Source organism: Salinarchaeum sp. IM2453, assembly GCF_019693215.1.
Lineage (GTDB): Archaea > Halobacteriota > Halobacteria > Halobacteriales > Salinarchaeaceae > IM2453.
This window is the reverse complement of the sequence record NZ_CP081183.1, coordinates 1,863,258-1,879,415: the sequence shown is the minus strand read 5'-3', so window position 1 is coordinate 1,879,415 and position 16,158 is coordinate 1,863,258. Positions and strand designations below refer to the sequence as shown.

The 16,158-nt window shown below is 46.9% G+C and carries 20 protein-coding genes and 1 tRNA gene; 12 read left to right on the top strand and 9 right to left on the bottom strand.

Annotated features, from left to right (window positions below; genetic code table 11):
• Positions 1-22: 22 nt before the first annotated feature.
• Entirely contained in the window at positions 23-1,075 is a 1,053-nt protein-coding gene (locus tag K0C01_RS09080) for an ABC transporter substrate-binding protein (protein WP_221169390.1), read from the bottom strand.
• Positions 1,076-1,143: 68 nt separating this feature from the next.
• Here K0C01_RS09080 and btuC point away from each other — a divergent pair, with 68 nt between their 5' ends.
• Both btuC and K0C01_RS09070 read left to right on the top strand, forming a co-directional pair.
• Positions 1,144-2,190: a vitamin B12 ABC transporter permease BtuC gene (gene btuC / locus K0C01_RS09075; RefSeq protein WP_221169389.1), complete on the top strand. Its 1,047-nt coding sequence runs from the start codon at positions 1,144-1,146 to the stop codon at positions 2,188-2,190.
• On the top strand, positions 2,187-2,957 hold the full coding sequence (locus tag K0C01_RS09070; protein WP_221169388.1) for a heme ABC transporter ATP-binding protein: 771 nt from the start codon (positions 2,187-2,189) through the stop codon (positions 2,955-2,957). The genes btuC and K0C01_RS09070 overlap by 4 nt, the downstream gene beginning before the upstream one ends.
• A gap of 79 nt (positions 2,958-3,036) precedes the next feature.
• Here the strand turns inward: K0C01_RS09070 and K0C01_RS09065 are convergent, their stop codons facing one another.
• Together K0C01_RS09065 and K0C01_RS09060 are read right to left on the bottom strand one after the other, a co-directional pair.
• Complete coding sequence (locus K0C01_RS09065; protein WP_221169387.1) at positions 3,037-3,654, bottom strand: ArsR/SmtB family transcription factor; 618 nt, start codon at positions 3,652-3,654, stop codon at positions 3,037-3,039.
• Between the two features lie 95 nt (positions 3,655-3,749).
• Positions 3,750-4,322: a hypothetical protein gene (locus tag K0C01_RS09060; RefSeq protein WP_221169386.1), complete on the bottom strand. Its 573-nt coding sequence runs from the start codon at positions 4,320-4,322 to the stop codon at positions 3,750-3,752.
• A gap of 305 nt (positions 4,323-4,627) precedes the next feature.
• Between K0C01_RS09060 and K0C01_RS12825 the strand changes: the two genes are divergently transcribed.
• Together K0C01_RS12825 and K0C01_RS09055 are read left to right on the top strand one after the other, a co-directional pair.
• Complete coding sequence (locus K0C01_RS12825) at positions 4,628-4,750, top strand: hypothetical protein (RefSeq protein WP_255568263.1); 123 nt, start codon at positions 4,628-4,630, stop codon at positions 4,748-4,750.
• Between the two features lie 3 nt (positions 4,751-4,753).
• Complete coding sequence (locus tag K0C01_RS09055; protein WP_221169385.1) at positions 4,754-6,013, top strand: RNA-guided endonuclease InsQ/TnpB family protein; 1,260 nt, start codon at positions 4,754-4,756, stop codon at positions 6,011-6,013.
• A 9-nt stretch (positions 6,014-6,022) separates the two neighbouring features.
• Here K0C01_RS09055 and hflX read toward each other — a convergent pair whose 3' ends face one another.
• The 5 genes from hflX to sucC all read right to left on the bottom strand — a co-directional run bounded on the left by hflX (position 6,023) and on the right by sucC (position 11,726).
• Positions 6,023-7,333, bottom strand: a complete 1,311-nt coding sequence (hflX, locus tag K0C01_RS09050; RefSeq protein ID WP_221169384.1) for a GTPase HflX — start codon at positions 7,331-7,333, stop codon at positions 6,023-6,025.
• Positions 7,334-7,618: 285 nt separating this feature from the next.
• Positions 7,619-8,653: a mandelate racemase/muconate lactonizing enzyme family protein gene (locus K0C01_RS09045; protein ID WP_221169383.1), complete on the bottom strand. Its 1,035-nt coding sequence runs from the start codon at positions 8,651-8,653 to the stop codon at positions 7,619-7,621.
• Between the two features lie 22 nt (positions 8,654-8,675).
• Complete coding sequence (locus tag K0C01_RS09040; RefSeq protein ID WP_221169382.1) at positions 8,676-9,638, bottom strand: 1,4-dihydroxy-2-naphthoate polyprenyltransferase; 963 nt, start codon at positions 9,636-9,638, stop codon at positions 8,676-8,678.
• A 73-nt stretch (positions 9,639-9,711) separates the two neighbouring features.
• On the bottom strand, positions 9,712-10,584 hold the full coding sequence (gene sucD, locus K0C01_RS09035; RefSeq protein WP_221169381.1) for a succinate--CoA ligase subunit alpha: 873 nt from the start codon (positions 10,582-10,584) through the stop codon (positions 9,712-9,714).
• Positions 10,581-11,726 (bottom strand): ADP-forming succinate--CoA ligase subunit beta, encoded by a 1,146-nt coding sequence (gene sucC / locus K0C01_RS09030; RefSeq protein ID WP_221169380.1) that lies wholly within the window; start codon positions 11,724-11,726, stop codon positions 10,581-10,583. The genes sucD and sucC overlap by 4 nt, the downstream gene beginning before the upstream one ends.
• A gap of 117 nt (positions 11,727-11,843) precedes the next feature.
• Between sucC and K0C01_RS09025 the strand changes: the two genes are divergently transcribed.
• The 4 genes from K0C01_RS09025 (at position 11,844) to K0C01_RS09010 (ending at position 13,175) form a co-directional block, all read left to right on the top strand.
• Positions 11,844-12,014, top strand: coding sequence for an HEWD family protein (locus K0C01_RS09025; RefSeq protein WP_221169379.1), 171 nt, complete (start codon positions 11,844-11,846; stop codon positions 12,012-12,014).
• Positions 12,011-12,322, top strand: coding sequence for a divalent-cation tolerance protein CutA (cutA, locus tag K0C01_RS09020; protein ID WP_221169378.1), 312 nt, complete (start codon positions 12,011-12,013; stop codon positions 12,320-12,322). Before K0C01_RS09025 ends, cutA begins: the two co-directional genes overlap by 4 nt.
• Before the next feature lie 53 nt (positions 12,323-12,375).
• Positions 12,376-12,864 carry a 50S ribosomal protein L11 gene (locus K0C01_RS09015; RefSeq protein WP_221169377.1) on the top strand — a complete coding sequence of 163 codons (489 nt, stop codon included), beginning with the start codon at positions 12,376-12,378 and terminating at the stop codon, positions 12,862-12,864.
• 62 nt (positions 12,865-12,926) lie between these two features.
• Entirely contained in the window at positions 12,927-13,175 is a 249-nt protein-coding gene (locus K0C01_RS09010) for a helix-turn-helix domain-containing protein (RefSeq protein ID WP_221169376.1), read from the top strand.
• Between the two features lie 50 nt (positions 13,176-13,225).
• Here K0C01_RS09010 and K0C01_RS09005 read toward each other — a convergent pair whose 3' ends face one another.
• Entirely contained in the window at positions 13,226-14,056 is an 831-nt protein-coding gene (locus tag K0C01_RS09005; RefSeq protein ID WP_221169375.1) for an HD domain-containing protein, read from the bottom strand.
• Positions 14,057-14,163: 107 nt separating this feature from the next.
• On the opposite strand from K0C01_RS09005, the gene K0C01_RS09000 reads away from it, so the two are divergent.
• The 4 genes from K0C01_RS09000 to thiM all read left to right on the top strand — a co-directional run bounded on the left by K0C01_RS09000 (position 14,164) and on the right by thiM (position 16,082).
• Positions 14,164-14,454, top strand: coding sequence for a Sec-independent protein translocase subunit TatA/TatB (locus K0C01_RS09000; protein WP_221169374.1), 291 nt, complete (start codon positions 14,164-14,166; stop codon positions 14,452-14,454).
• A 17-nt stretch (positions 14,455-14,471) separates the two neighbouring features.
• Positions 14,472-14,544, top strand: a tRNA-Arg gene (locus tag K0C01_RS08995).
• A gap of 72 nt (positions 14,545-14,616) precedes the next feature.
• Positions 14,617-15,258: a thiamine phosphate synthase gene (thiE, locus tag K0C01_RS08990; protein ID WP_221171240.1), complete on the top strand. Its 642-nt coding sequence runs from the start codon at positions 14,617-14,619 to the stop codon at positions 15,256-15,258.
• Positions 15,255-16,082 (top strand): hydroxyethylthiazole kinase, encoded by an 828-nt coding sequence (thiM, locus tag K0C01_RS08985; protein ID WP_221169373.1) that lies wholly within the window; start codon positions 15,255-15,257, stop codon positions 16,080-16,082. Before thiE ends, thiM begins: the two co-directional genes overlap by 4 nt.
• Positions 16,083-16,158: the final 76 nt, after the last annotated feature.

Genomic DNA, 16,158 nt, shown 5'->3' with positions numbered 1-16,158 from the left:
CAGATTTGTATGTGGAAAGAAATTAGCTAGTTTTATTCCGGAAGACCAGCAGTGACAGGCCTAAGAGTAGCCCAATAACAGGTACAACAGGGTTCAGTGGAATTGGACTATCATCCTCCTCATCCGAGGCTTCTGTGTCTTGCTCAGGCGGCTCTACGATCTCACCAGTATCAAGAGCATCGGAATGAAATGCCATCGCCATTGAAATAACCGCATCAACAACTTTAGGTCCCTCCTGGTTTATGTAATTAGAGTTGATTTCAAGGATTTGTCCTTCCTGATATGCTGTCGTTTTTTCATAAGGATCGCCTTCCGGTATCGTGGCATCGTCTGGGACAACAATCCACTCCGGATTCTCGTCAACAATTAATTCGTCGTTCACGTCACCCCACAGCTCGTTGTCACTGAATATATTATTCGCTCCGGCGGACTCAATTAGTTCATGTGTAAACGTAGCAGAACCTGCAGAGAATCCACCTTCCATTCGATAGAGTACATCAGGATGTTCATGGCTAGCTGTTGCTTCGTCTATCGAAGAGATCCATGACTCCATTTCAACGGTCGTTTGTGATGCTTTTTCGTTCTTGTCTATAACTGTTCCAATCATCTCAATTTCGTCCATTATCCCATCAATTGATCCCTGTGACTCAAGAACAAATATAGGTATATCTAAACCCAGATCGTCTCGTAGGTTTTCTGTTCCATCTTTATTGACATTTCCTCCAATAATCAAGTCAGGGTCGAGTTCAACAATTGCTTCCTCTTTGAGCATGAAGGTATCTCCCTCATCATCAAGAACATCCTCGCGTTCATCGTACCCATCCAGATATGAACTTGGGTCACCAACTGGCATCCCGACAACCAGATCCTCAGCACCAAGCTCCCACATTATTTGTGCTGTTGCATAGTCTGTTACAACAATTTCCTCTGGCGGTTCCTCTATCGTAACATTCTCGCCGGTTCCATCTTCGATTTGAGCCGGATATCCATCGTTATCAGCCGTTACCGGATGTGCTGCTATTCCGAGTAATAGAACAGCAAGCAGCACCCCGAGTATGAGAATATGTTGTTTCATATACTGACGATGGGGATTCAGAGCTAGTGCAACAAATATTTAATTATTCCAAATTCAGTTGTATTATAATGGTAGTCCGGAGAACACTCGCCTGGTCAGCCGGTCTGCTGGGACTGTTGTTTGTGACAATGTTGGCGAGTGCTCGGGTTGGGTATGCCGATATTGGGATGTGGGAAGTTACAGCAGCAACACTCAATGGAATCACAATTCCGGTTCTCTGGACGAACGGGATAGAATGGATCTCCCCTTTCAGTTTTAATATCGACGAATCAACTGAATTGATTATTCAATCGATTCGGTTGCCGAGAATTGTACTTGGTGCAATTGTTGGGTTTGCGCTTGCAGCCGCTGGAACGGTAATGCAGGGGTTTTTCCGTAATCCAATGGCGGACCCATCAATTATTGGTATCTCAACCGGGGCAGCGCTTGGCGCAGTAACATATATTGTGCTGCCGCTTTCAGTACCTGGGGGATTACCACTTGCTGCTTTTGCTGGAGGGCTTGGGGCAGGATTTCTAGTTTATGCAATTGCGACCGAAGATGGACAAACCCCAGTTGCGACGTTATTACTTGCCGGTATCGCTATTCAGACGCTTCTCGGAGCGATGATTTCGTATCTATTACTTCATGCTGGAGACAGTCTTGAAGAAGCAGTGTACTGGTTAATGGGTCATCTGCACCACAGTTCATGGGGGAGAGTACAAATTGCACTTCCAATTGCCCTCGTTATGTTTGTCTGGCTGCTGGTATATACAAGAGATCTTAACGCGCTCTTGCTAGGTGAGGAAGAAGCACATGGGCTCGGAATTGATGTCCAACGGACAAAACAAAAGTTGCTTGCAGGATCGAGTGTCATCACAGCTGCTGCGGTTGCGGTCTCAGGTGTTATCGGCTTTGTCGGATTAATTGTTCCCCACATTATGCGATTGATTGTTGGACCGGATCATCGAATTTTACTGCCGGTCAGTGCATTGGCAGGGGCAGTGTTTCTCGTCGCCACAGACACAATTGCACGTGCTGGGCCTAGTGAGATGCCAGTTGGCATAGTTACCGCTGCACTCGGTGCTCCGTTTTTCCTGTATCTACTTCGCCGGCAGGAGGTGTATTCACTATGATCAACATCAAAAATATAAATATTACACTCGGCTCAACAGAGATTTTATCAGATGTATCGCTTACCGTTGAAGCAGGATCGTTTGTTGGTTTAATAGGACCAAATGGTGCTGGAAAGACCACCCTATTACGAACGCTAAACGGATATCTTGAGCCAGATGGTGGAAGAATACGGGTTGATGATGCTGATGTGAGCACGCTATCTTCAGAGGAAATTGGAAGGCGCGTTGCGACGGTTCCACAAAAAACGACGTTTGCGTTCGATTTCTCTGTAGAAGAGATCGTTGCAATGGGACGGATGCCTCATCAAAACCGCCTTTCACCAACAACAAAAGAAGACAAGATGGCTGTGCAGCGTGCACTTGATAAGACAAGGACTGCACAGTTTGCTGAACGGAATGTAAGAGAATTGAGCGGCGGAGAACGGCAGCGCGTATTGCTTGCACAGGCACTAGCACAATCGACACCAGTGCTGTTACTTGATGAGCCTACGGCGAATTTAGATGTTAATCATCAGGTACAAACACTCTCATTAGTTCGTGAATTGGCTGACTCCGGAAAAACAGTAATTGCCGCAATTCATGATCTTGAGCTTGCCGCAAGGTTCTGCGATGATATCGCTTTGCTTGCCGACGGGACAATTGCTGCACATGGAAGTCCAAAAGAGGTCTATACAACGAAGCAGCTAGAAGAGACATTTGGTGTACAAACAGCAATTGGCACTAACCCAGAGACTGGGACACCAACAGTGACAGCGCTTGCAGAGTGAGGTGTTCTGTGATAGTTTGTGTGGGATTCTCTTATATTTCGCATTAATTTTATACTGTTCTGGGTTACAAGAAGAAGCCTCAGTCGCGAAGTTGACCAATTGTATAGAGCATAATGACCAGGAGACCAAGAACAAACACAGTCAACCCGGGAGAATTGACAATAACATCAACAACACTGGGTTGTGCTGATTCGCCGTTGGTCGTAACTGTGCTAATTTCGGTGCCCGATTGAGATTCACCTGACTCCTGCCACCAGTTGACAGCGTACTCAACGACTAAACTAGTTGCCGCGACAATACCAATACCGCCAAATGCTCGTGTTAGTACAGTTCGTAATCGACTTCGGCTTGAATCCGTGCCAAAGCTAATCACAAGAGGATTGTGGGTTGGGGCGTATACGCTCATCTCGACACCCTTTTCTGAGTACCATGTATCGACCGGCTCGATTAGCCCTGCAGTTTCGAGTTTCTCAATATGGTAGTGGATATTCTGTAAACTACCACCTTGAGAGTCAGCAAGCTCACTTGGCGTCTGTGGCTCATGTTGGAGTTCGTTATAGATTTGGTATGTCGTCTGAGTTCCTAAAGTTTCGAACAACTCGACTGCTTCTTCGTCTTCCATATCGACAATGTGGATTGGGCCTTCACCATTTTCTGGACGGGGACCGTTCGAGAGTCGCTGTACTTTGTCACGCATGATTGTTGACTGTCAGTTGCTATTTGATATTATGATATGGAGGTATTAACATCCAATCACTTGTTGTTTAGTTCTCTGCATCATCATTATATATTTTAAACCGAGGTTTGATCGTCATACTCAGAGGAATCATATGGATCAACAGCTATTTCTTCGCCAGTTGTTTTTTGTAATCGAATCTGAAAGGACACTGAGTCTGGAGTAACGGGGCTGGATACTCGTAGCACTAAGCTATTGAGATGTACAACACCGATATACGCTTCATCCGGATCACGGTAATCTTGTTCAGATACCTGCACCACAGTTGTGTCATCAACAGTTGTGTCTGTGTGTGTGAGCTCTACCCCATGCGTTGGCCAATGTTCTACAACAAGCAAATACGCAGACTCAAAATCGGTCTCTTCAATAAATCTCTGTTCTGACGGATCAAGCTTTGTGTGATTTATGAGGCGATCAGCATCAGACGCATCAAAAACGGGTACATAATATGGGTTATCTGTCGCCGAAGGATCTGTTTCGATCCATTCTCGGTTTTTTTGGATCAGCAATTCATCCGTTTGAGTATCGGTGGAATTACTGAAAGAGGGTCGACCTCCTTGCGCAATCGCTCCTGTTCCAATTGCCGCAACAGAAATTCCAAGACCTGCGAGGAGCGACCGACGCTTCATACTGTGTCAATACTAAATCCAGTATCATATACTTTCAGGACGGTCAAATCGTTGTTTGAACAATGAGAAAGCCATCACCGTCCAGAGAAGTCACTCTGAAAAGATGCTGGAACTACATCGGCTACGTTCCACGCAAGACCGATTAGCTGAATACAGGCGCTAAGCCCCCGTCCTCAAGGAGCGACCAGAGGGAGCGAGTAGGGCGGGGATACAGCTCCGTCTTCGTCTTTTTGCACCTTCCTGTTGCTGGCCCACAGACCCACCGTTTCGATGGACTTATACATATACTGCGTATAACACACACTGTGGAACGGAAGAACATCACAATCCGTGAAGATCAAGCCGAGTGGGTCGAAGAGAACCACTTGAATCTCTCTTCGTTCGTCCAAGAGAAATTGGACGAGCTTATCGAACAACGTGAGGGATAACTGATGCACTACGCCTACAGGTTCCGACTCAAACCAACCGCCGAACAGCGTGAAACGCTGGACTATCACCGGGACACCTGTAGGCAACTCTACAACCACGCTCTCAGGGAGTTTACCAAGATTCCCGACTCGGCAGGAACGCTCAATCAACGAGTGCGACAGGTCCGCAATCAACTCACCGACCTGAAAGACTGGTGGGAGGAATTGAACGACCTGTACTCGACGGTTGCACAGGCCGCTGTCATGCGGATTGAAGACAGTATCAAAGCCCTGTCTGAACTGAAAGAGAAGGGTTACAATGTTGGGAGTCTCAACTGGAAGGCACCCAAGGAATTCCGCAGTTTCACATACGTCCAGTCTGGCTTCGAGTTCGACAAGAAGAACGGTCAGACTGTACTCTCGCTGTCGAAACTCGCGGATATCCCGATTGAGTGTCACCGACAAATCCCCGAAGATGAAACAGTCAAAGAAGTCACGCTCAAGAAAGAACCAACTGGAGAGTGGTACGCCTCCTTCGCCGTTGATGATAAAGATGAACCTGCCAAACCGTCGCTGGAAGATGTTGACGCGGACGAGATGGTTGGCATCGACGTGGGGATTCTGAAGTATGCCCACGACACTGACGGCACGGCAGTTGGGTCACTTGACCTCGCGGACGAACGCGACAGGCTCGAACGAGAGCAACGGAAGCTCTCGCATAAAGAGCACGGGGCAAACAACTGGGAAAACCAGCGGCAGGCAGTTGCTGAGTGTCATCTCGACATCAAGCGCAAGCGGCGTGACTTCCTGCACAAACTCTCGAACTACTACGCTCGGGAGTACGACCTAGTCGCTGTCGAAGACCTCGACGTGAAAGGGATGCTGGAATCGCCGCGTAACAGCCGCAATACCGCGTCAGCGGCGTGGAGCACTTTCACTGATCTGCTCGAATACAAGTGCGAGCGAGAAGGCACGCACTTCGTGGAGATTGACCCTGACGGCACCACCAAAGAGTGCGCCCAGTGTGGCGTCAAAACAGCCAAACCGCTGTGGGTGCGTGAACACTCCTGTCCGGCCTGTGGGTTCGAGGTGGACAGAGACGCAAACGCAGCGTGGAACGTTCTTTCTCGCGGACTCTCGAAACTAGGAGTGGGTCACTCCGAAGGAACGCCTGTGGAGACTGCGCTCCCTACGGGAACTGCGGTTGTTCCTGCAAAGCGCGTCGTGGAAGCAGGAAGCCCCTGCCTCAAGGAGCCGCCAACGGCCGCGAGTAGGCAGGGGTAGTTCACGTGTTCAAGCTTCGGCTTCTGCCGTTACGAGTTCACTTGCCTTTGATCGAGACTGAGAGACAACATTAGGTCTTGCTGCAAATTCAATAATCACAGTATCATTATCATAGGTAATATCGTCGACCCGAGTGTTGTCATAAATCCATGACACAACACTCATTGTTTCGTCTGTCATAGGCAACGCAAGTCGCTCATGTTGCAGATCAGGAAGTTCCTGGTGCATACGATTCCAGAGTTGGTCAATATTCTCTCCTGTTTTCGCACTGAGCGCGACTGGATTAGGAGCCAGTGCTGATAGAGCAGTTATCTTCTCCTGTAATTCGTCCTCATCAATTTTATCGATTTTATTTAACACGGTGACAATTGGAGCCCTATTGCGCTCATATAGTGTATCATGACAAGTAGTGAGCTTTTGACGTATTTCCTCAATAGATTCACTTACATCCACCACTAAGAGGACTAGGTCAGCTCGGTATACTGCATCAAGAGTAGATTTAAACGACTCAACAAGCCAGTGTGGAAGATCACTAATGAATCCAACAGTATCAGTAACTAGTACATCACGTTGGTCAAAGTCAGCTTTGCGCGTTGTCGTACCGAGTGTAGTAAACAGTTGGTTTTCAGATTCTGCCGTTGTGTCAAGGTCTGGATGAAGGTTTTTATTTTCGTCAACATCGAGGTCAGCAGACAACTGCCGCAGAAGCGTTGATTTTCCTGCGTTTGTATATCCAGCCAAAGCGACAAGATCAAATCCAGACTCGCGGCGTTGTTCACGACGATCCGCCTCAGTTTGTTCAATTTGCTCCAGTTCTTCTCGAATCCGGCTGATCCGATCTTTGATATCCTGCTCTCGACTTTCATCGTATTCACCGAGGCCCATGAACCCAGGATGCTCATCGCGTTTGGCTAAGCTGGTTTTGGCCTCTGCGCGAGGGAGTTCATATCGTAACTCTGCAAGTTCAACTTGTAATTGTGCCTTACGAGTCTGTGCCCGCTGGCCGAAGATATCAAGAATGAGCCGAAACCGGTCATTTACTTCAGTTCCTTCCGGAAGCTCTTGACCAAGGTTGTATGTCTGATAAGGTCCAAGACGGTTATCGAAGATAACCGTTGAAGCGTTCTCATATAAGACTGTTCGTGCTAGTTCTTGGACTTTCCCTGCACCGATTTCAGTTGCTGGGTCTTCTTTGCGCGTCTGTGTAATTTCTCCAACAACCTGATATCCTGCGGCATGGGCAAGGTTTCGGATTTCTTCGGTATCTGCGGTGCCTTCATCGACCCGTTTAACAATGACAACGCGAGTATTCCCTGACACGTGTACAATAGTAAACTAATAGCTGAGCAATAATAAAGCCAAGCCGGATATATCCGTTATTAGTATTTCTGAATTTAATCTCCACAGACTACGTCCCTGTCGTCAAGGAGCCACCGAAAGCGATGAATAGGCAGGGGTAGTTCACGTTTGGGCGCTGATCTTCAGAGATCATAAAAAGGCAACATAGAGCATTTCGATATCTTTGAGTGATGTACAGGCGGTACAAGGCGACTGCCCTGGGGCTTGACCCCGGGGTGAGTTCACAAAGACGAATCAGCAGAATATTCAAAGCTCGGATCTGTCAATCCCGAGCCCAACAGCATCAGGGACGGTAAAGACACCTGAGTCAACGTGAATTGGAAAACGACAATGATCTTCCGCAAGCAATTGTCCCGTCGCAAGTCCACACGCTGGTAAAGGAGCCAGTGACACGGCAAGGTGTGTCGCTGCTGTTCTAGCTATTGCCCCATCTATTGTCGTCGTGATAACTGGTTCTATCCCTGCGTTTCGGGCTTGTCGTGCGATTTTACGAGTTGGCAAGATTCCACCAATGGCCATCGGTTTGCAGATTAGATACGCTGCTGCATTCTTTTCAATAATACTCGTAATATCATATTCATACAGGCCTTCATCGATTGCAACATTGGCTGATCTATTTAGCTCAGCATGCTCCTCAAGACATTCACGAGGCAAAGGTTGTTCAAGATATTCAACATCTGCTTTATTTATCCAATGAGTTGCGGCTTGTGCAGTCCGGAGGCTCCAACTTTCATTGACATCGACTCGGATTGAGACACTTGGCCCGGCAATTGAACGTACGCGCTCGATTCGGTTCTTATCGACATCGGGAGATGCTTTACCAGCCTTGACCTTTATTGTTTCATATCCTTGGTTAATCGCAGATTCGACTTGCTGACTGAGTTTTTGCCCATCAACACTTCCGATAGTAGCATTAACTGGAACAGAAGTTTGTGTTAGCTTTGAGTCAGAGATATGCGTATACAAAGAGACACTCTCCTTTCGGGCCGCGTAATCCAGCAATGCAAGTTCTACTCCATGTCTTGCAGCTGGTGTATCTGAAAGCTGATGTAGAAGCCCATCGATATCATGATCTCCTAGTGAATTCGGAAGAGCTGATAAAGCCCGGTAGCAGGCCTCAGTAGATTCGGTCCAACCGGCTAGCGGGGTCGCCTCGCCGATTCCATACGTTTCTCCATCAGTCACAATAATAACGGCTCCCTTCCGTGTTGTCACCGTCTGTGATGCGGTCGTAAATTCAGTATTCAGGTCTAACTCGAATTGCTCAATGCGGAGTCTCATGAACTGAGTCTAATATTTGCGTTTAGAGCAGCTGTACATTGGACATCACCATGCCAACTGCAAAAAGAATTGCGTAGGCAAAGAGAACCTTACCTAAATTCTCCAATGCTGGATTCAATGCAGCACCGTCAGTCTGATTTAGTATCGTACGTATGATGCCGAGAGCAAATGGTAAGGTTAGAAGTGGAAGTAAGATTGAAACGCCAACTGGAGACGTTCCAATCCCCAACCAGAGAAGAATTGGAACAATGTATGCTAGCACTGTTAATCCGATAAACTCGATCCGGCTCCATCCATACCCGATAAGAACGGCAAGTGTTTGCTTGCCTGCTTCTTTATCATTTTCTAAATCTCGGATGTTATTGATCACTAAGACATTGGTGGCAAAGGCAGCCATCGGGAGACTGGCCAGAATTGCAGTCATTGGAATGGTCCCTTCGGGGACAGTCATCGGGAAAGGTTCTGTGAGAAGTTTCTCAGTAGCCTGTACATATACTGTTCCAGTAACAGCAATGACCCCAAAGAATAAGAATACAAAAAGGTCCCCCAATCCATTCGAGCCAAGTGGGTATGGACCCCCAGCGTATGCGTAGCCACTAACAATGCTTGCTAAGCCAATGATAAGAATCGGAAGGCCCCCGACATAGACCAAATATGTGCCAACGAGGATTGCTAATCCGAAGGTCACAAATGCGGCTTGTTTTACCCGCTTAGGTGGCAGAAGGCCAGCGTGGGTGACACGTGTAAAGCCTTCTCTGTCATCATCATCGACACCTTTGACAGCGTCATAGTAGTCATTTGCAAAATTCGTACCAATCTGGATGAGTAGCGCACCTACGAGTGCGGCAACAGCCGGCCAAAGTGAAAACAAATTCTCATAGTATGCGACTGCCGTACCAACAATCACAGGGGCTGCACCAGTTGGTAGCGTCTGAGGACGTGAAGCGATAAACCAAGCACGGGTCCGACTAACCTCTGTACTCATATATACTATATAGATAATTGACTGATGTAAACGCTATTTTTTATTTGATACACAGGTAATTGTATAAGTGACATTATTCGAGTACCGATTTGAGAAGAGTCGGTATTTCTTTGGGTGTGTGTGCGATGTCAGCCCCTGCTCGTTTTAGTAATCTAATTTTATGCTCCGCAGTTCCGGTTCCATCTGAAGTTATAATCGCTCCTGCGTGCCCCATACGAGTCCCCGCAGGAGCGGTCCGACCAGCAACAAATCCAACAACTGGTGTGGTCATTGACTCTTGAATGAATTCTGCTGCTTGCTCTTCTTGTTCCCCTCCAATCTCACCACAGAGAACTACGGCGTCTGTCTGGGGATCAGCTTCAAACGCCGAGAGCGCATCTCGAAATGTTGTCCCGATAATTGGATCACCCCCGACGCCGAGGACTGTTGATTGACCGATACCTTCCTGATTGAGCTCTTCAACAATTTGGTATGTTAGTGTACCAGATCGTGATATAATACCAACGGACCCCGCTGCTGTCAGGTCATTTGGGAAAATTCCAAGTTTAGTTTGTCCAGGTGTAATGATCCCGGGGGTATTCGGGCCAATGAGTCGAGTGCCTGTTTCACTGAGACGACGACGAATGAGGACCATATCCTGCTGTGGTATCCCTTCTGAGATCACAATGACAGGATCTAGTTGTGCGGCAATTGCCTCAAAAACAGCATCCTTCCCAGCGGCAGGGGGAACGAATATTACAGATGCATTTGCCTCTGTTTGCTCGGCCGCTTCGAATACAGTATCAAATACCGGTACTCCATGTATCTTTTCACCGCCTTTCCCTGGAACAGCCCCAGCAACAATGTCTGTTCCGTATGCTTTCATCTGCTCTGTGTGATACTTTCCTTGGCTACCAGTGATTCCCTGAACGATGACACGAGTATCGTTGTCGACAAAAATACTCATGGTTTGACCTCTTCAGATGATGCAATTGTAACTGCTTTGCTAATCGCTTGGTCCAACGAGTCGGCAACGGTCAGATGTTGCGTATCAAGTTGTTGGCGGCCAGCAGTTGCATTCGTACCAGCAAGTCGAACGACAACAGGAACCGGAGGAGGTGCATGCTTCTTAATTGCATTATTAATACCCTCTGCAATAGCATCACATTGGGTAATTCCACCAAAAATATTGATCAATAGCACAGACACGTTTGGATCACTGAACGTGAGGTCAAGTGCATTTGCCATTCGCTGTGCATCTGCTCCTCCACCGATGTCAAGGAAGTTTGCCGGACTTCCACCCTCTTCAGCAATTAGATCTTGTGTCGTCATAACGAGTCCAGCACCGTTTCCGATAATACCAATATTTCCGTCCAAGCGGACATAGTCGAAATTATACTCATCTGCCTTCCGTTCGACAGTATCCTGTTGCTGAATATCATAGGCTGCTGGGGTGAAAGAAGACTGACGGAACATTGCGTCAGGGTCGAGCTCAAAAACAGCATCAACTGCGCGGAGATCAGTTGAAGGTGTTAAAACGAGTGGATTAATTTCTATTTCAGTCCCATCCGACTCATCCCATAGTTTATACACTTTCTGGAAAATATCCACAAGGTCAGGAACTAGCCCTCGATCAATATCTGCTTGGTATGCCATTTGGCGGATTTGGTGTGCTTGTAATCCATATGCTGGGTCAATCAGTTGTTGATGAATTTTATCAGAGTCAGCTGCCTCAACATCAATACCCCCTTCCGCAGAAAAGATTGCCACTGGTTGGCCTTTTGTCCGATCAATCGTAATGCTGAGGTACAATTCCGATGCAACATCAACAATCGATTCAATCAGTATGGAATCAACACGGTATCCCTTAATCGTTGAGTCTAGCATTTGGTCAACAATTGAGGTCAACTCAGATTGTGTTGTAGCACGTGTTATTCCGCCAGCCTTCATGCGACCGCCTGTCGGAATCTGAGCTTTGACCATTATTGGGTACCCGAGGGAAACTGCCGCATCCCGTGCCGTGGCACACGAACTAACGTGGTACGACGACGGAGTCGGGATACCAACCCGTTCAAATTGACGTTTAGCTTCGTGTTCTAGTAGCCGCATCAAATTGGTATTTGAAAGCAATTAACATGGTTGTTTTGCTAATAGCCAAATTGACAACACTTTTCGTGAGAAGGAATGCCGTAAAAGTGTTATACCTAAGATGCCCTGATTATGCAAATGATGATTGATATTCAGCCGCCTGATGCCCGGGAATGTGAGCTCTGTGGTCGAAAAGAAGTATGGAAAGATGGAGCATGGCGCGTATCTGATGAACAGCCAGGGGAGATATACTGTATTCATGAATGGGATATAACGGGAGACTATTCTCCAATAAACGCAAACTCATGACAACAGTATTCGTTACAGTACCGGAAAACTCCGCAGAGGAAATAGCAACGACACTTATCCAAGAGCAGCTTGCAGCTTGTGTAAATTCGGTTGACTGTAGTTCAACATACCGCTGGAACGGAGAAATACATACTGACACTGAAGCTATTCTCTTTATCAAGACAACAGCAGAGACATATGAAAAACTAAAAACCCGTGTAAAGGAGCTACATCCCTACGATGTTCCCTGTATTGAGCGATTTGAGGAAGACGACGTTCTCAGTGCATATAAATCATGGATTGAAGAGTCAGTGATCGCTGATTCTTAACTGTTTATCCCCGTTTCGATACGCTTAACAGTTGATAGCGAGTTTTATCGTTTATGGGAGGAACAATCGAAGTGCTCGTTCCAGGTGGACAGGCTGATCCAGGCCCGCCACTTGGTCCTGAGCTCGGTCCAACACCAGTTGATGTTCAGAATGTTGTACAAGAGATTAACGACCAGACAGCTGCATTCGATGGCACAGAAGTGCCAGTAACGATCAATTACGAGGACGACGGGTCCTTTGAGATTGAAGTTGGTGTTCCGCCAACAGCTGAGCTGATTAAGGATGAAGCTGGCTTCGAAACTGGAAGTGGAGAACCGCATGAAGAATTTGTTGCTGATCTCTCGGTGGATCAGGTTCGACAAATAGCGGAACAAAAGCACACAGACCTACTTGCATATGACCTGAAGAACGCTGCAAAAGAAATTGTAGGTACGTGCACATCGCTTGGTGTAACAGTCGAAGGCGAAAATCCTCGTGAGTTCAAAGAGAAGATAGACAGTGGGGAGTACGACGAGTACTTCGCTGAGGAAGCAGCTGCGTAGGTCTTTTTTCGACTTTTGTCGAACGCGAGGTTTTATTATTGTCGAAATAGTTGTATCTGATAATGATGGCAGCCCTCGATACAGAGGATCGACGAGTCGTGATGTCAAAAATAGAATCGGCTACAGCCAAACTCGTTTATCATTCCTTAGCTCTGGAGGGAGCAGCAACAGCCTCGCAGTTACAGCAACGTCTTGATTTACCACAACTCACTATTTTAAGCATCTTGCAAACGCTGTCTAATCGCGAATTAGTAGCCTGTGAGTCAACTGACGAAACAACACGTTACTACGCCAAACGAACTGGAATATAGCTATTCTGAGTTAGTCCTGTCTCTGTCAAAAACCACTTTTTCTAATATAACTAAAGCTCAATTCGTTCAACGAGTTGGTCCTCACCACCTGTGTTGATCGCGACGATACGAATGTGATCTTCAAGACGAGAGTGTTGCAGTTTTGATTTAAGTAATGAATCAACTTGATAGACGCCTACTGCTCCAGACATCTTAATCTCAACAAGTACTGGAGCAGAATCCCCAGAGGTAAGGGATACTTCTTCGATTGCTCGACTTGAAAGTGTATTAATCCCACGTCCGCCCTTCTCATATGGAATCCTCGATCTTCCTCGTTCCATATCTAGTGCGTCCGCGACCCGAACGACGCCTGCTTCCAAGGTTAGCGGTCTTTCTTCTGTGGGATGGCAGAGAATCGCATGTAGCACTTCACTTTTGACCCGAACTGCATCAGGGACCGAATAAAACTCCGGCAGGACACGATCAAGAATGTCAGAGGCAATTGGGATTGAATAATACGGATGGTCATGCCGATGGACCACATGACCAACGTCATGAAGCGTTGCAGCAAGCGCAATAATCACTGGTTCGTCTGCTTCTGAGAGGCCTTGATCAGTAGCCCCGTTGAATGTAACTCCACCTTTTTTAAGCAGCCCATATAATTCTAAGGCTCTATCTCGGACAATTCGTATGTGCTCTTGTCCATGATCATTATAGTTCATCCGTTTCACCGGGTTGACATTTTGTGCTTTAAGATATGCTTGGATTTCTTCATCATTCTGAAGATATTCAAGAACACTATTTAAACGGGTATCAGGAAATGCATGATCGGCTGACGGATCATATTCATCATGCACGCGCGAAGGCTCAGTATCTGGAACCACGGGATCAGGTTCGTCCATACGTACTATTGAAAGAAACACCACAAAAGCACATCGCCAGTATATCTCTCTGCGCGGGGAGATAGGCAAAAAGACTATAATCAGCACCCATCTACAAGTAAATAGCAATGGTCGTTGAAACATTCAGTCCGCTCTTCATCGGGGGTCTGGGGGCGTTCGAGATCGCGCTGATCTTTCTAGTAGTCGTCATCCTTTTCGGTGCGAGTAAAATCCCAGAGCTTGCCCGGTCAAGCGGTCAGGCAATTGGTGAGTTCCAGAAAGGTAAAGAGGAAGTTGAACAGGAGCTAAAAGAAATTCGAGATGGTGATGCAGACATTGAAGATGTCGACGGAGACATTGAAGATGTTGATACAGATGTTGAGTCAGATGGAGAAAAAGACTCAACTGCAGCAAACTAACGTATTTTTCTCTTTTCGGGCGCGTGGCCTAGTGGACAGGGCGAGAGGTTCCTAACCTCTCGATCGTGGGTTCAAATCCCACCGTGCCCACCTTTCCCTTTCTGTTGAGTTCGATAACGGTCAAGTACCAGAAGGTACAACCGACTAATTACTGTGAAGCAAATCACTGATCAGACAGTCTATTTTGTGACCCAGCAGAATTATTCGGGGGGTTTGTCAACAACTGATGTTGTTCGAGGAGCGATTGAGGGAGGTGTCGATGTCGTACAATTACGTGAAAAGCACATGAGTGCTCGCGAACGGTACGAATTAGGTCTTAAACTACGTAGAATAACCGAAGAAGCAGAAGTCCCGCTAATTGTCGATGACAGGGTAGATATTGCAGCCGCAATTGACGCGGATGGAGTGCATGTAGGAGATAGTGACCTTCCGATTGAAGTTGCTCGTGAGCAACTCGGTAAAGATGCAATTATCGGTCGCTCTGTGACTACTCCAGAAGAAGCACGCGCAGCCGTTGCAGCAGGTGCCGATTATCTTGGAGTGGGTGCAGTTTACCATACAGATTCAAAAGATGTTGATCCAGAGGAAGAAGGAATTGGACCAGAAGGGGTTGCTGCAGTTCGGGAGGCTGTAGATATTCCAATTGTTGGTATCGGTGGGATTAATGCTGGTAACGCGGCTGATGTTGTGGCTGCTGGAGCAGAGGGTGTGGCAGTTATTTCTGCGATTGCCACTGCCGAGAATCCGAAAGAAGCAACAATACGGCTAAGTGATGCCGTTATGACGGGGGTAAACCGACGATGATCGATCAATCGACACTACAGAACCAAATTACCACAATATCAGAGCAGCGCCCATTAATTAATTCAATTACAAACTTTGTCACGATTGATGAAGTAGCAAATATCACGTCGTTTTGGGGCGGACTTCCATCAATGAGTCAGGACCAGAAGGATATAGAAGAGCGATTTAGAATATCAGATGGCTGTCATCTAAATATGGGATTTATCGATGATAAAGATATTGAGCTATTCATCGAAGCTGGAAAAGCAGCAAACAACGGAGACACTCCGGTTGCGTTTGATCCAGTCGGAGCAGGAGGTACATCAGAGCGGACAGGGGCTGCTCGTGAAATCGGAAACGAAATTGATGTGTCAATAATATGTGGAAATTACGGCGAAATCACTGCGCTTGTTCAAGACGATGCTAATATTCGGGGAGTTGATGTAACTGGTGAGCATACTGATATTGAGCAGACTGCTGTAGCATGTGCAAATACAATGGATTCTATCGTTGTGGCAACAGGAGAGACAGACATTATCGCTGATCAAACAACGGCATATAAGCTCTCGGTAGGAGACTCAATGCTCGGATCTTTCGTCGGGACCGGATGTATGCTAGGAATCACGGTTAATATTTTCGACGCTGTTGCGGAGGATTCTCTATCGGCCGCACTTGGGGGAACAACAGCATTTGGGATTGCTGGGGAAATAGCAACCAAGGAGCAGGATTGGCAAGGGCCAGCGAGCTATCGGACAGCTTTCCTCGATACTGTTGCTTCGCTTAACCCAGAAACATTTGAGACAATTGATGTTGAAGGGCGAATTGAGACAGTTGATGTCAGGTGAATCACCTCGAAATTAACTGTTATGGGATAAGTCCCTATCCTCAAGGATCCGTCGAATGCGACGAGTCGGCAGAAAT

Excerpts from the sequence above, each read along its gene's own strand:
- K0C01_RS09045 (WP_221169383.1), bottom strand. The coding sequence starts at position 8,653 with ATGAGACTCCGCATTGAGCAATTCGAGTTAGACCTGAATACTGAATTT.
- cutA (WP_221169378.1), top strand. The coding sequence starts at position 12,011 with ATGACAACAGTATTCGTTACAGTACCGGAAAACTCCGCAGAGGAAATA.
- K0C01_RS09040 (WP_221169382.1), bottom strand. The coding sequence starts at position 9,638 with ATGAGTACAGAGGTTAGTCGGACCCGTGCTTGGTTTATCGCTTCACGT.
- K0C01_RS09015 (WP_221169377.1), top strand. The coding sequence starts at position 12,376 with ATGGGAGGAACAATCGAAGTGCTCGTTCCAGGTGGACAGGCTGATCCA.
- sucC (WP_221169380.1), bottom strand. The coding sequence starts at position 11,726 with ATGCGGCTACTAGAACACGAAGCTAAACGTCAATTTGAACGGGTTGGT.
- K0C01_RS09060 (WP_221169386.1), bottom strand. The coding sequence starts at position 4,322 with ATGAAGCGTCGGTCGCTCCTCGCAGGTCTTGGAATTTCTGTTGCGGCA.
- sucD (WP_221169381.1), bottom strand. The coding sequence starts at position 10,584 with ATGAGTATTTTTGTCGACAACGATACTCGTGTCATCGTTCAGGGAATC.
- K0C01_RS09010 (WP_221169376.1), top strand. The coding sequence starts at position 12,927 with ATGATGGCAGCCCTCGATACAGAGGATCGACGAGTCGTGATGTCAAAA.
- btuC (WP_221169389.1), top strand. The coding sequence starts at position 1,144 with ATGGTAGTCCGGAGAACACTCGCCTGGTCAGCCGGTCTGCTGGGACTG.
- K0C01_RS09070 (WP_221169388.1), top strand. The coding sequence starts at position 2,187 with ATGATCAACATCAAAAATATAAATATTACACTCGGCTCAACAGAGATT.
- K0C01_RS09065 (WP_221169387.1), bottom strand. The coding sequence starts at position 3,654 with ATGCGTGACAAAGTACAGCGACTCTCGAACGGTCCCCGTCCAGAAAAT.
- K0C01_RS09000 (WP_221169374.1), top strand. The coding sequence starts at position 14,164 with ATGGTCGTTGAAACATTCAGTCCGCTCTTCATCGGGGGTCTGGGGGCG.
- K0C01_RS09055 (WP_221169385.1), top strand. The coding sequence starts at position 4,754 with ATGCACTACGCCTACAGGTTCCGACTCAAACCAACCGCCGAACAGCGT.
- K0C01_RS09025 (WP_221169379.1), top strand. The coding sequence starts at position 11,844 with ATGATGATTGATATTCAGCCGCCTGATGCCCGGGAATGTGAGCTCTGT.
- K0C01_RS09005 (WP_221169375.1), bottom strand. The coding sequence starts at position 14,056 with ATGGACGAACCTGATCCCGTGGTTCCAGATACTGAGCCTTCGCGCGTG.
- K0C01_RS09080 (WP_221169390.1), bottom strand. The coding sequence starts at position 1,075 with ATGAAACAACATATTCTCATACTCGGGGTGCTGCTTGCTGTTCTATTA.
- thiM (WP_221169373.1), top strand. The coding sequence starts at position 15,255 with ATGATCGATCAATCGACACTACAGAACCAAATTACCACAATATCAGAG.